We start from the raw sequence: 12,404 nt of genomic DNA on the forward strand, positions 1-12,404 counted from the left end.
GATTTGGGAGGAGATCCGATGACGCCGCTCGAGAAACTTAAAGCGATGAAGATGCCGTTTGCCGAACTCAAGGGCGTCGAGTTCGTCGAGGCCGGGAAAGATCGCGTGGTGGCGCGGATGACGGTCAGGCCCGATCTCTGCACGCTTCATCAGACCATCCACGGCGGCGCGGTGATGGCGCTGGCCGATTCCGTCGGCGCAGCGGCCACCGTGATCAATCTGCCGGACGACGCCAAGGGTACGACCACGCTCGAGAGCAAGACCAACTTCATCGGCGGGGCCAAGGAGGGAACCACCGTGATCGCGACCGCCACCCCAATCCACAGGGGCCGGCGGACGCAGGTCTGGACCACTCGGCTGGAGACCGAGGACGGCAAGCTGGTCGCCGTGGTGACGCAGACCCAGCTGGTCCTCGTATGAATACGGGGCTTGATTTTATTAACGAATTAGTCGCCTCCAATGCCCGAAACTTGGGCAGGTTCCCGTCTTGAAAAGTTTGTTGCGATGCACAATATTGGAGGCCTAGGGATTCGAACGCCTCCTCGAGTGATACCAAGAGGAGTTTTGACTTGTCACTCGCAGCAGATTTTGGACTTGAACTAACCAATCGCCCGAAGTCCGTTCAGGGCTACGTGCGCACCTTGAGCCAGCAGGAAGAATTGCCGCTCTTGCGCGATCACCTGCTGAGGCTCGATGCCGAAAGCCGGCACGACCGCTTCAACGGTTTTCTCGATGACAGTTTTATCGAGCGTTACGCCGCCCGCTGTGCCGAGGACGGCACCGTGATCGTCGCCTATATCGTCGACGGCGTGGTCCGCGGTGCGGCCGAGCTGCATCCGCCCGAGGGGGATTCGCTGCCCGAGGTCGCCTTCAGCGTGGAAGCCTCGGCGCGGCGCCAGAACGTCGGCACCGTGCTGTTCAGCCGCCTGATCGCGGAAGCGCGCTGGAAAGGCTACAAGCGCCTGCGCATCACCACCGGCGCCGAGAACCACGCAATGCGGGCGCTCGCCAGGAAATTCGGGGCGCATCTGCAATTCCGTCATGGCGAATCGACCGGTACGATTGATCTTGCCAAGGCGCCTGGGGACGAACTTGCTGATCTCGCGGCCTCGCCATTCACGGCCGGCCGCGCTCTTATCAGTTTCAACTCGACCTGCTGGAAGATCATCTCCAGCATCTATGGCAATCGCGCCGCCTGACCTGAAAAAGCCGACTGGAATCAAAAAGCGGACCGGCAAAACCGGTCCGCTTTCGTATTCAAAATAACGAGCTAAGCGTTCAGGTGCCGGTGCGCTTGTCGTTGCCGAAGCGGCGGACGACACGGCGTTCGACCACTACCGAGCGCTGCGCACCCTGTTCGCCGGCGATCACGCGGGTCGAGGTGATGCGGCTGTTGGTGCGAACCTGTTTCTTGACCTCGGCCTGGACGACATCGAGCGGCATTCCCATCAGGGCTGCGGCGATCTCGGCCTGCTGCTCCTGATCGTCGGTGATGCCGACGGCGGCGAAGATCGCCTCGTCCAAAGTCGGGGGATCGTGGCGCACGCGCCGCGTGCCATATTTGGTATTCCAGTCTGCGTTCATAACGGCCTCGTTTCGATGCCGGGATACCTAGTGCCGTCCATGTTGCATTGCAATATGAAATCGGTGTGGCATCTCAGCTATGCACGGGTTGGGTGTCAGGGTGGTGACGCGACAGCGGCAACATCCTCAACCCGCCGTTGTGGCCAGCGTTTCAGCGCCGCATGACCCGCTTCCGTCAGCCCGTAGACTCCCCGCTCGATGCGTTCGAACCAGCCATACACATTGTTAAGCATGATCTTCCCGGCATCGGGACAGCGTTGGCGCAATTCGCTCACCCGCCGCGGGCCCGCCGCGAGTTCCGAGGCGCATGCCAGCGCCTGCTGCCGATAGGCCGTCATGATCGGCGCGCGGGTGCTGCCGCCCAGCACCGGATCGCCCCGGCGGCGCTGATGCTCTGCGACGAGGCGCGAACGGACCTTCGGCTCGCGGCGTGGGGCTGCCGTCGGCGGCTTCACCAGCACCTCGACCTGACCGCGGTCGGTCACCCCGAGCATGCCGAAGCCGAGGCGGCGACAGAGATTGCGATAGCGTGCGTCGGTCTCGCGTCCCTTGCCGCGCACTGACATTTTTGCGGCAATCCAGACGTCGTCGCCGGCCGGTGCGCGATCGACTGCCTGAAGGATCAGCTCGAGATTGAAGCTCAGCTTGAGCTCGCCGATCACCACCACCGGCGGATCGCCGGCGCTGAGGCCCACGAGATCGCAGCCGCCGATCTCGCCCTTGACCGTGAAGCCGAGCTCTTCGAGGAACCGTTTGACAGGCAGGTAGAGCGTGGTTTCCAAAGGAGGCTTCCGAGTATCACGTCCGATCGGGGAATCAGTTGCGGGCAGTGTAGAGCTTTCCTGGCTTCGATAGAATCGGAGCCGGCGCAGAGACAAGCAAACCGGTATGCAACTACACCCGCCCGCCGACTGGGATCAGCGCGCCGGTGACGCCGCTGGCGGCATCGCTGGCGAGGAACAGGATGACTTCGGCGAGCTCCTGCGGTGTCACCCATTTGGCAAAGTCGGCTTTTGGCATGTCGGCACGGTTGGCCTTGGTGTCGATGATCGAGGGCAGCACCGCGTTCACGGTCACCTTGCCTTTCCACTCGCTCGCCAGCGCCTCGGTAAGACGATGGACGCCGGCTTTCGACGCTGCATAGGGGCCCATGCCGGAGCCGGCCTGAAGCGCACCCATGGCGCCGATATTGACGATGCGGCCGGCCTTGGACGCGGCCAGATGGGGCAGCGCCGCGTGCGAGGCGTTGAGAGCCGTCAGCAGGTTGAGCGCATGCATGCGCTGCCATGTCTTCACGTCGCCGTCGCCGACCATCTCGAAGGCGAAGCCGCCGGCGATGTTGATCAGCGCATCGAGCTTGCCGAAATGCTTCGCCGCCGCCTCGACCGCCGTCTTTGCTTGTGCTGCGTCGGACAGATCGACGCCGCCGATCTCGATGCGCTCGGGCATTGCGGGGATCTGCGACGGCGCATGGTCGATGCCGGCAACGCGCGCGCCGCGTGCCAGTGCGGTCTCGGCGACCACCTTGCCGAGCGAGCCGAGTGCGCCGGTCACCACAACGACTTTTCCCTGCACGAGACTCTCCGTCCTTCACCTGTCGCCGACTATTGCGCGGCCCGAATTGGACTTGCAATGGCGGCCGGCTCCAAATTGGGCTAAGATGCAACTTTAGATCGTGGAGGAGGCTGTTTCATGACCGACAATTTGCCGACCCTCGAGTTTCCTGCTGCGATCGTTGATTTGCAGTATCCGCTGCCGAACTTCAGGAAGGCATTGAGCGGAAGGGGGCCCGTGCGCATCGTGGCGATGGGGTCATCTTCGACGGCCGGACTTGGCAACGTCGTCGCATATCCTGCGCGGCTCGAGTTGTATTTGAGAACGCACTACAAGGATGACGATCCCCATCGGGACATCCGGATCGACGTGCTCAACCGTGGCAAGGGCGGCGAAGAGGCGCCGCAAGAAGTGGCTCGGTTCAAAGACGACATCTTTGCCGACAATCCTTCGCTGGTGCTCTGGCAGGTCGGAACCAACGCCGTGTTTCGCAGCAACGAATTCGACTTCGATGAGGTGGTGGCTAAGATCACCGAGGGATTGGCCCGCCTGCGCGATCATCCGGCCACAGATGTCATTCTTATCAACCCGCAATACGTCACGGCCATGCTCGGCGACAATGCCAAGCTCTCGGAGAAGATGGTCTCGGCCATCCGGGCCGCCGCGCAAGAGGCCAAAGTCAATTTGTTCCAGCGCTGGGCCCTGATGCGGCACTGGAACGAGCACAACAACGCCTCGCTTGAGCAACTGCTCGCGCCGGACGACGAGTTGAAGCTGCACCAGAGCGACTGGAGCACCATGCAAGTCGCGCGGGCTCTGCGTTCGGCGATCCTAACGGCGACCGGTGCAACGCAAAGATGCCCATGCCTGATTACGACTTGAGATAGCGCTCCTTGAGCGCGCTCCGCTCGGCCGCGCCGAGCTTGAGCCCGTCGCGCAGATAGGTTTCGAGATCGCCATATTCGGCGCCGACAGCTTCGAAAGCTGCGGCAAGGTACGACGCCTCTACGCTACCGATGGCATTGCGTACGTCTTCGGGCAGATCGGTGGCAGCCGTCGCATCGCGCTTGTAGTGCTGGTTGGTCAGCAGATAGTCCTCGGCAATGACGTCATCCGGCACGCCAAGCGCATGCAGGATCAACGCGCTGGCAAAGCCGGTGCGGTCCTTGCCGGCGGTGCAGTGAATGACCAGCGGCGCGCGGTCCTCCAGGAGATGCCCGAACAGGGTGCGGAAACTGGCTGTGTTGTGGCGGACATAATTGCGATAGGACTCGCGCATGAGCTCGAGCGCGACCGGCGCGGTCAGCCTGCCCCTGGCGAGCTCGCCGCGCAGCGCAGCCACGACCGTCGGCTCGATCGGCAGCGAATGCACGGCGATCTCGTTGATCACGCAGACGCCCGCCGCGCGCTCCTCGACACCGCGAAAATCGAAGGCGCTGCGCACGCCCAGCGCGCGGACGATCTCGACATCGGCAGCAGTGAGCTGGCCGAGATGGTTGGAGCGGAAGATGTGCCGCCAGCGCGTGGTACGGCCATCTGCGGTCGGATAGCCGCCGAGGTCGCGAAAATTGCTGGCGCCCTGCAGGGCGAGATGGCGGGCAGGGGCGTCTTGTCCGGAGTTGCCTTGCGGGGACTTGTCTTGCATGAGATCAGCTTGCGTTATGGTTCCATTGGACGCACGACGGGCGTCCTTGAGATCTATTACAGGGGGCGATCATGGGCCGGCACAAGGCCATTCTTTTGACGGTCGCCATGCTGGCGGGCGCAATGATCGGAGCGCGGCAGGCCGATGCGCAGACGTTCCGGACCTATCGGTGCGTCGATGGTACGCAGTTCATCGTTGGGTTTTATGATGCCGACAAGCGCGCCTTCCTCCAGATCGACGGCGAGCCTGTTACGCTCGCCAAGCGGATCACGGTCTCCGGCGCGCGCTATTCGGGGGCGGGGATCACGCTGGTGATCGGCAAGACCGGCAGCACCACGGTCAAGCATCTGAAGCGGCCGGTCACGGCCTGCGCGGGCATCTGAACGGCGGCATTTCCACAAAAATCAGAAAGGGCCGAAACTTCGTTGTTTCGACCCTTTTTCAAACTGACGCCGGACGCTTGAGAGGGCGCGGCGGTATTGAACCGAACGCAGGCATCAGCGATCCCATTTCGGCTTGGCTTCATCGACTGCTTCCTGATGGTACCAGCTGCCGCTGCAAATCGTCTCGTTCGCGGGGAGCGAGGCGTGGTTGGCGGGAAGGCGGGTCTCACCGTTGCGGCGCCCCCCGAGAGCCGAGCGGCCCCCGACAGGGAATTGATAGATCTGTGCAGATCCGTGACTCAGTCCATTGTTCATCATTGCGGTATCTCCCGAGATCGCAGCGCTGGGCCTCCATGGTGCGCCCGACTCGTTGGCTTGTGGTTACTGGAATCCCCATATCGGCCGTGCATTCCGAAATGCAAAGTGCTGAAAAGGAAATCAGCCTTGGCCTATTTTGTAGGCAGACTGCATTCTGCTTCCTCTGAGGCAGCGGTCGGGTGGCTAACGCGTGGGCCATTGCGAAGGTTGCGGGCGACGGGCACAGACTTGGCGAATATTGCCGGACGTTGATGCGCGTTTAGTCGGCAACCTCAGGCGCCAGCCTGCCTGCTCCAGAATCGGGCGTTTTCCGCGGGATTTTTGCGGTGCAGCTTCACGCAAAGGTGCGCCGCTATGACGCACGGCGGACTGGATGACCCGCCGGGTGGGAGCGGAGGCCGGTTGCGGTGGAAAACCTCCCGCGCTGCGGCCTTTTGGCACGTTAAATGCTTGGAAAGGGTCGGCCGATGTTGGCCGGGTAAACAATCGTGCGGGGGCCTGCGGCCCCCACCTTTCGCATCATCTACAGAGAGGCTCAATGACCAAGTATAAGCTCGAGTACATCTGGCTCGACGGATATACGCCGACTCCGAACTTGCGCGGCAAAACTCAGATCAAGGAATTCGCGTCGTTCCCGACGCTCGAGCAGCTTCCGCTCTGGGGCTTCGATGGCTCCTCCACCCAGCAGGCTGAAGGCCACAGCTCCGATTGCGTGCTGAAGCCGGTCGCGGTGTTCCCGGATGCCGCCCGCACCAACGGCGTGCTCGTGATGTGCGAAGTCATGATGCCGGACGGGAAGACCCCGCACTCGACCAACAAGCGCGCCACCATCCTCGACGATTCCGGCGCCTGGTTCGGCTTCGAGCAGGAATACTTCTTCTACAAGGACGGCCGTCCGCTCGGTTTCCCGGCCTCCGGCTATCCGGCCCCGCAGGGTCCGTACTACACCGGCGTCGGCTTCTCGAACGTCGGCGACGTCGCCCGCAAGATCGTCGAAGAGCATCTCGACCTCTGCCTGGCAGCCGGCATCAACCATGAAGGCATCAACGCGGAAGTCGCGAAGGGCCAGTGGGAATTCCAGATCTTCGGCAAAGGCTCCAAGAAGGCCGCTGACGAAATGTGGATGGCCCGCTACCTGATGCTGCGCCTGACCGAGAAGTACGGCATCGACATCGAGTTCCACTGCAAGCCGCTCGGCGACACCGACTGGAACGGCTCCGGCATGCACGCCAACTTCTCGACCGAGTACATGCGTACGGTCGGCGGCAAGGAGTACTTCGAGGCGCTGATGGCGGCCTTCGACAAGAACCTGATGGACCACATCGCCGTCTACGGCCCGGACAACGACAAGCGTCTGACCGGCAAGCACGAGACCGCGCCCTGGAACAAGTTCAGCTACGGCATTGCCGATCGCGGTGCTTCGATCCGCGTGCCGCACTCCTTCGTCAACAACGGTTACAAGGGCTATCTGGAAGACCGTCGTCCGAACTCGCAGGGCGACCCATACCAGATCGCTTCGCAGATCCTGAAGACGATCGCCTCCGTGCCGGCCGACAAGAAGGCCGCCGCCTAAGATCCTCCCGGCCCGGGCTGGGGGGCTGGCCCGGGTTGGACTTCGATCCGCCGAAGCCGAAAGGCTTCGGCGGATTTTTCATTCTGATGACAGCCGTTGCGGAGACTCCTCGGACCTCATGGCGGAAAACTTGTCCTTCGCCGCCGAAAGCGGGATAGAGTGCGTCTGGGTGCGCGCAAGGCCGGGGACGGCTGGTGTTTGAAGGCTTCTACAAGGTGAGATTTCAGCTCGGCGACACGGTCGGCCGAAGCGTGATGCATGCCGGCAACGGCAAGATGCTCGGCGGCAATTCGGCCTTCGCCCATATCGGCACCTACACGAAGACCGAAGGAGGCGTCGATGTCGTGATCGACACCGTCCGCCACAACCCCGATCCGAACTATCGCGCCATGGCGGGCACGGACGATGCGACCCTGCTCGCCAAGGGATGGGCCGACGGCGATCTCTATCGCTTCAAGGGCGAGCTCAAGGAGCTGCCCGGCGTACCCTTTCAATCGTTGATGACGCCGATCACCGAGGACGAGATGCCGATCGCCGGCGGCGTCGGCGAGGCCGGCATCGCCGACGGGCTCTACTCGGCGCATCTGCGCATGCTCGATGGCGTCGACGGCGGTCTCACCGGCGTGATGCTGCTCAACAAGGGCCGCATCCTCGGCGGCGATGCATCGTTCTATTATCTCGGCAGCTACACCGCCGCCAACGGGCGCTGGAAGGGCCAGATCCTCAATCAGGAGCACACGCCGGCCAAGGACGATCCGATCTTCGGCGGCCACGAGGTCGGCATCGGCTTCTCCGGCACTTATGATGCCGAGCAGGCAGTGCTGGAGGCAACGGCGCTCGCCGGCAAGCGCAGCCTGCGCCTGACCGCCGCGCTCAAGCTGATGCACCGCGCCTGATCGCCACGGGAATTGCTGATGGAAAAGATTCGCATGCTTTCGACGCTCGGCCTGATGGGCGCGATGCGCAGCCTGTCCTCCGCCTACGAGACCGCGACCGGCGTCCACATCGACGCCGATTTCGCGCCAACGTTGGCACTGCTCAAGCGGTTGCGCGACGGCGAGGCCGCCGATCTCGTCATCCTCACCCGCGAAGGCCTCGACGAGATGATAGGCGAGGGCCGCGTCGTCGCAGGGAGCGCGGCCGATCTCGCGCGCTCCTTCGTCGGCGTCGCGGTGCGGGCAGGGCAAGCACATCCCGACATCGCCACGGAATCCGCACTGCGCAACACGCTGCTCGCGGCGCGGTCCGTGGCCTATTCGCGGCTGGGCGCGAGCGGGGTCTATTTCGCCCGGTTGATCGCGCAGATGGGGATCGCGGCGGAGATCAACGCCAAAGCCACCATCGTCGAGCAGGGCTTTACCGCGGAGCGGCTCGTGAGCGGCGAGGCTGACCTCGCCGTGCAGCAGATCAGCGAGCTGAAGCAGGTCGAAGGCATCGAGCTGGTCGGCCCGATTTCGCACGATCTGCAAACGCCGGCTGTGTTCTCCGCCGGCAGGATGACAAGCGCCGAGCACGCCGACGCCGCGGATCGGCTGCTGCGCTATCTGGCATCGCCCGAGGTCGTCCCGGTGCTGCGCCAATCGGGACTCGAGCCTTGAATTTGCCGGGACTGCGAAGCAACCTGGTGTCCATGCGAACTTTCCTCGTTGCCATCCTTCTCACGCTAGCGGCACCGTTATCGGCGCATGCGCAATCGGCCGATCTCGTCCTATGCGACCGCGTCGCCGCCGATCCCAGCGATCCCGACAAGCCGGCCGATATGAGGGGCGTGACGGAGATTGCGGCCTCCGACGTTGCGACCGCCATCAAGTTCTGCAAGCAGGCTGCGCCATCATCGCGGCGCGCGATGTTCGCGCTCGGCCGCGCCTATGCGGCCAACCGGCAGACGGCGGAAGCGATGGCTGCCTGGCGCAAGGCCGCCGACAAGGGATCGAGTGCGGCGATGGTCGAGCTCGGTGTGGCCTACGGCACCGGCTCCGGCGTCGCCAGAGATGAAGCGCAGGCGCGCAAACTGTTCGAGAAGGCGGCACAGGCCGGCAATCCCCGCGGCATCAGCAATCTCGCCGCGCTCGGCGGCACCGGCGGTGCCGCGCCGGCCGATCCAGCACAGGCGCGCGCGTTGCTCGGCAAGGCCGCCGAGACCAATGCGGAGGCGCAGTATCAGCTCGGCATGATGCTCTCCGAAGGCACGGGCGGGGCAAAGGACGACGCCGCGGCGCGCGCGCTGTTCGAGAAGGCGGCGGCGCAAAACCATCCCGGCGCGCTGGAGCGGATGGGCGCCTTCGCGCAGGAAGGCCGCGGCGGGCCAAAGGACAAGGACGCCGCGAAATCCTATTACGAGCGCGCCGCGGCGCTCGGCGATGAGGATGCCAAGCAGGCGCTGGAGCGGCTGCGCTGTCCCTATGCGATCAAGGACAAGCAGGGCAAGCTCGTCACCACGCTGTGCTTCTAAAGCGCGATGAACGCGCTTTAGGTTTATAAAACCGCCGCGCACTTTTCCGGATCATGCTCTAGCTTCACTTGTAGGAGTAGGCGACGTTGTTGCGGGCGTCGCGATAGCTCGTCTCGAGAAAATCCGGATAGTGCGCGGAGGCCATTGCCACCGCGCGGACGACGCAGTCCCAGAAATCGCCGTCCCAGCTGAAATGCGTGAAGGTCGCGTCCTCGAACCTGACGGCGGTGATGATGGCCCGCCTGATCGCAGTGTCATCGGCGCCGGGATGAGCACGCTTCACATAACCGAACGTCGGTCCCTTATGGGCGTGGTCGCGATCCCGGCGGTACTTCGCGCTGCTCCGCTCCGGCGTGAGGGTGCGGTTGACGCGGACCTCTGCGGCGGTCGGGCGCCCCTCGATCGAGTCCAGCTGATAGCGTCGGAGCCAGAGCTCGAACGCGGCATCGAGCAGCGGCAGCTTCGCCGCGCTTGCGATGAGGGTTGCGATCTGCGCCTCGGCTGATGGCTCCATTTGATCCATGCTGCTTTGTCGTGCGCCTCAGCCGGCGGGTTCGAAGCCGGCTTTGGTCAGTGCATAAGGGCCGTTCGCGACCCGGCCAAAACAAAAAGTCGAAAAACAACCCCATGCACAGTAGCCAAGTAGTTGAAATCACAGCTCTGCAATGCTGTTGAAATCGCCACCTACGGAAATGCCGAAATCGGTTGCGCCGTCGGGCAAAACAGGCGCATGATGGCATCATTGCAGGGTGTGGCTTCGCGAATGGCCCTGCGCGAAAAAGCGCGATGGCCTTGATGCGATGGCGGTGCTAGGTAGCGCGTGCTTTCCTTCTGATTTTGCGGGTCACTTGCGTTGCTGGACGGGCTCTACAAGGTTGAATACGGCGTCAACGATGCCTTCGGCCGCAGCATCATGTGCATGCATGAGGGCAAGCTGCTGGGCGGCAATTCGGCCTTCGCGCATCTCGGAAGCTATTTCGAGCGCGACGGCGAGATCATCGCCGAAGTCATCACCGAACGGCATAACGACGATCCCAACTACCAGCCGCTGATGGGGGCTGACGTCGCCTCGATCGGCGCACGCGGCCGGCTCGTCGGCAACCAGATCCGTCTTGCGGGCAGCGCGGACACGATGCCGGGCGCCGGCTTCTGGGCCAATCTCACGCGGCTCGATGACGAGGGGTTGCCGCCGCAGGGGACGGTTGGTCCGGGCGGGGTCGTGAACGGGCTCTATGCGATCCATCTGCGCGCGCTCGACGGCGTCGATGCCGGGCTCTCCGGCGTCATGCTGCTGATGGACGGCCGCATCCTGGGCGGAGATGCGTTCTTCTACTACCTCGGCTCCTATTCCTCGGCGGACGGCCGCTGGAAGGGCGAGATGCTCAACCAGGAGCACACGCCGGCGAAAGGCGAGAACCCCGTGTTCGGCGGCAACGAGGTCGGGATCGGCTTCTCCGGAACCTGCACCGCCGACAGCGGTGAGCTCGAAGGCATCGCACTTGCCGGCAAGCGCAGCCTGCGGCTGGCGGCCTCGCTCAAGCTGATGCGGCGGGCGTAGGGCGGTTGCTTAGAATTCTGGGTGTCCGCTTGCGAAGGTAGAGCAGGCCTGACGTGCGACTTGGGCCGATATCGGCAAGTGACCCAACTACGACATTGAGTCGTCAGCGGATGCTTAGAAGCGCGGGGCGATCCGATACTGTGTCGGCTCTTCAGAGCGTTCTCTTTCCAATGGACTACGGGTGTTCCGTTCAATTTGGGCAAAAAAGAAGACGGTGCCTCCAAATGTTGACGAGACAACAAATCCTAGAATAGCGCCAATGATAACCCCTAACACGACTCCAGTAGTCGCTACCTGGCCCATGCCTTGCAACCGGATGTCAACGTTGGGAGAAATTCCGAAAATGCTCGACCAAACCGCTCCAGACGCTGCACCATAAAGTCCTCCGACAATCGTGCCGAAAAGTATCGAGAGCACCGCCATTGCTTCGACAATCCCCATCACCAACCTTCGAAAAGAAGTCATTTCACCCCTCCAGCTTGTGCTCCCATCCTACGGCGAAACAATCGAGCAGCAATACATTTGCTCGCCCATTATCGCAGCCTGCCGAGCCACAGCGCGGCGAGCGACTGGCGACTGCGCACAGCGAACTTGGCGTAGATCGACTTGACGTGGAAATGCGTGGTGTTCGGACTTTGGTCGAGCTTCTGTGCGATCTGCTTTTCCGTGTCCCCGGCGAGCAGTCCGAGCAGCACCCGGCGTTCAGCGGGTGTGAGGGGCGCGTTGGCGATGAGCAGTCCGTGGCTGAGCAATTGTTGACGGTGAAACCATCTCAAGGCGCGCATCACGAAGCCCAGACGCTGGCCGTCCTGTGCCGTAAAGCGGGGTTGCTGCGCATCACGAAATACGAACAGGCGAATCCTCAAATCGTCATTGAGCGCAATGCGCACGGAAATGCTGTCGGCGAAGCCGACATCCAGATAGTGCCGCCGATAGTGCTTGCCCTCGAACCATTCCGGCGGCAGCGTTTCGAACAGCAGGCGGACGCGGAACGGCTCATCGCCCGACATTGACAGGATCTGCGACAGGTCGACGTCGTCGGACCAGAGCGTATCGTACTGCTTCTGCACGGATGCCGCGACCGCGGGGATCGGGTCCAGCACCCTGACGAAGCGCGGACGCCAGCCGAGCAGGGGATCGGCCCGCTTCGGCGAAGGCAATCGCACGACCACGCCCCACAGCACATTGCGTGCCGACAACATGGTTCGCAGTGCGGACATCAGGTGGGTCAGCGCCGCATCACCATCGGCAACCGAGAAGTCGGCCAACTGATCCCAGAGCGCATAGATTTCTTGATTTTGCGGATCGATGGGATCCGTGGAGAGAAGCATGTCATT

General features: G+C 63.0%; 17 protein-coding genes. 9 read left to right on the top strand and 8 right to left on the bottom strand.

Going from position 1 to position 12,404, the window contains the following annotated elements; genetic code table 11:
• Positions 1 to 18: 18 nt before the first annotated feature.
• Both ABIB66_RS13690 and ABIB66_RS13695 read left to right on the top strand, forming a co-directional pair.
• A complete protein-coding gene (locus ABIB66_RS13690; RefSeq protein WP_354055031.1) occupies positions 19 to 420 on the top strand; it encodes a PaaI family thioesterase in 402 nt (133 codons plus the stop codon).
• A gap of 149 nt (positions 421 to 569) precedes the next feature.
• Positions 570 to 1,199: a GNAT family N-acetyltransferase gene (locus ABIB66_RS13695; RefSeq protein ID WP_354055029.1), complete on the top strand. Its 630-nt coding sequence runs from the start codon at positions 570 to 572 to the stop codon at positions 1,197 to 1,199.
• A 79-nt stretch (positions 1,200 to 1,278) separates the two neighbouring features.
• On the opposite strand, the gene ABIB66_RS13700 is transcribed toward ABIB66_RS13695, so the two are convergent.
• From ABIB66_RS13700 to ABIB66_RS13710, 3 genes are all read right to left on the bottom strand, one after another.
• Positions 1,279 to 1,584, bottom strand: a complete 306-nt coding sequence (locus tag ABIB66_RS13700; protein WP_007591844.1) for a hypothetical protein — start codon at positions 1,582 to 1,584, stop codon at positions 1,279 to 1,281.
• A 95-nt stretch (positions 1,585 to 1,679) separates the two neighbouring features.
• Entirely contained in the window at positions 1,680 to 2,366 is a 687-nt protein-coding gene (locus tag ABIB66_RS13705; RefSeq protein ID WP_354203870.1) for a DUF2161 domain-containing phosphodiesterase, read from the bottom strand.
• Positions 2,367 to 2,478: 112 nt separating this feature from the next.
• Positions 2,479 to 3,159, bottom strand: a complete 681-nt coding sequence (locus ABIB66_RS13710) for an SDR family oxidoreductase (RefSeq protein WP_354203868.1) — start codon at positions 3,157 to 3,159, stop codon at positions 2,479 to 2,481.
• Between the two features lie 117 nt (positions 3,160 to 3,276).
• On the opposite strand from ABIB66_RS13710, the gene ABIB66_RS13715 reads away from it, so the two are divergent.
• The gene (locus tag ABIB66_RS13715; protein WP_275167147.1) at positions 3,277 to 4,020 is read left to right on the top strand and encodes an SGNH/GDSL hydrolase family protein; all 744 of its coding nucleotides are present in this window, start codon (positions 3,277 to 3,279) and stop codon (positions 4,018 to 4,020) included.
• Here ABIB66_RS13715 and ABIB66_RS13720 read toward each other — a convergent pair.
• The gene (locus ABIB66_RS13720; protein ID WP_354254944.1) at positions 4,010 to 4,783 is read right to left on the bottom strand and encodes a tyrosine-protein phosphatase; all 774 of its coding nucleotides are present in this window, start codon (positions 4,781 to 4,783) and stop codon (positions 4,010 to 4,012) included. The genes ABIB66_RS13715 and ABIB66_RS13720 overlap by 11 nt on opposite strands.
• Before the next feature lie 71 nt (positions 4,784 to 4,854).
• On the opposite strand from ABIB66_RS13720, the gene ABIB66_RS13725 reads away from it, so the two are divergent.
• Positions 4,855 to 5,166, top strand: a complete 312-nt coding sequence (locus tag ABIB66_RS13725; protein WP_354203865.1) for an MliC family protein — start codon at positions 4,855 to 4,857, stop codon at positions 5,164 to 5,166.
• Between the two features lie 114 nt (positions 5,167 to 5,280).
• On the opposite strand, the gene ABIB66_RS13730 is transcribed toward ABIB66_RS13725, so the two are convergent.
• Positions 5,281 to 5,484, bottom strand: coding sequence for a DUF2735 domain-containing protein (locus tag ABIB66_RS13730; RefSeq protein WP_007609476.1), 204 nt, complete (start codon positions 5,482 to 5,484; stop codon positions 5,281 to 5,283).
• 538 nt (positions 5,485 to 6,022) lie between these two features.
• Between ABIB66_RS13730 and ABIB66_RS13735 the strand changes: the two genes are divergently transcribed.
• The 4 genes from ABIB66_RS13735 (at position 6,023) to ABIB66_RS13750 (ending at position 9,509) form a co-directional block, all read left to right on the top strand.
• Positions 6,023 to 7,057 (top strand): glutamine synthetase beta-grasp domain-containing protein, encoded by a 1,035-nt coding sequence (locus tag ABIB66_RS13735; RefSeq protein WP_354055017.1) that lies wholly within the window; start codon positions 6,023 to 6,025, stop codon positions 7,055 to 7,057.
• A gap of 194 nt (positions 7,058 to 7,251) precedes the next feature.
• Positions 7,252 to 7,953 (top strand): GrlR family regulatory protein, encoded by a 702-nt coding sequence (locus ABIB66_RS13740; RefSeq protein ID WP_354203862.1) that lies wholly within the window; start codon positions 7,252 to 7,254, stop codon positions 7,951 to 7,953.
• Between the two features lie 18 nt (positions 7,954 to 7,971).
• Positions 7,972 to 8,655 (top strand): substrate-binding domain-containing protein, encoded by a 684-nt coding sequence (locus ABIB66_RS13745; RefSeq protein ID WP_354203860.1) that lies wholly within the window; start codon positions 7,972 to 7,974, stop codon positions 8,653 to 8,655.
• A 32-nt stretch (positions 8,656 to 8,687) separates the two neighbouring features.
• Positions 8,688 to 9,509: a tetratricopeptide repeat protein gene (locus tag ABIB66_RS13750; protein ID WP_275167141.1), complete on the top strand. Its 822-nt coding sequence runs from the start codon at positions 8,688 to 8,690 to the stop codon at positions 9,507 to 9,509.
• Between the two features lie 64 nt (positions 9,510 to 9,573).
• Here the strand turns inward: ABIB66_RS13750 and ABIB66_RS13755 are convergent, their stop codons facing one another.
• On the bottom strand, positions 9,574 to 10,032 hold the full coding sequence (locus ABIB66_RS13755; protein WP_275167140.1) for a hypothetical protein: 459 nt from the start codon (positions 10,030 to 10,032) through the stop codon (positions 9,574 to 9,576).
• Between the two features lie 330 nt (positions 10,033 to 10,362).
• Here ABIB66_RS13755 and ABIB66_RS13760 point away from each other — a divergent pair, with 330 nt between their 5' ends.
• Positions 10,363 to 11,067, top strand: a complete 705-nt coding sequence (locus ABIB66_RS13760; RefSeq protein WP_275167139.1) for a GrlR family regulatory protein — start codon at positions 10,363 to 10,365, stop codon at positions 11,065 to 11,067.
• A 114-nt stretch (positions 11,068 to 11,181) separates the two neighbouring features.
• Here the strand turns inward: ABIB66_RS13760 and ABIB66_RS13765 are convergent, their stop codons facing one another.
• Positions 11,182 to 11,532, bottom strand: coding sequence for a hypothetical protein (locus tag ABIB66_RS13765; protein ID WP_354203858.1), 351 nt, complete (start codon positions 11,530 to 11,532; stop codon positions 11,182 to 11,184).
• Positions 11,533 to 11,600: 68 nt separating this feature from the next.
• Positions 11,601 to 12,398 (bottom strand): helix-turn-helix transcriptional regulator, encoded by a 798-nt coding sequence (locus ABIB66_RS13770; RefSeq protein ID WP_275167137.1) that lies wholly within the window; start codon positions 12,396 to 12,398, stop codon positions 11,601 to 11,603.
• Between the last annotated feature and the right edge of the window lie 6 nt (positions 12,399 to 12,404).

Origin of the sequence: Bradyrhizobium sp. F1.13.3 (assembly GCF_040548265.1) — a bacterium.
Lineage (GTDB): Bacteria > Pseudomonadota > Alphaproteobacteria > Rhizobiales > Xanthobacteraceae > Bradyrhizobium.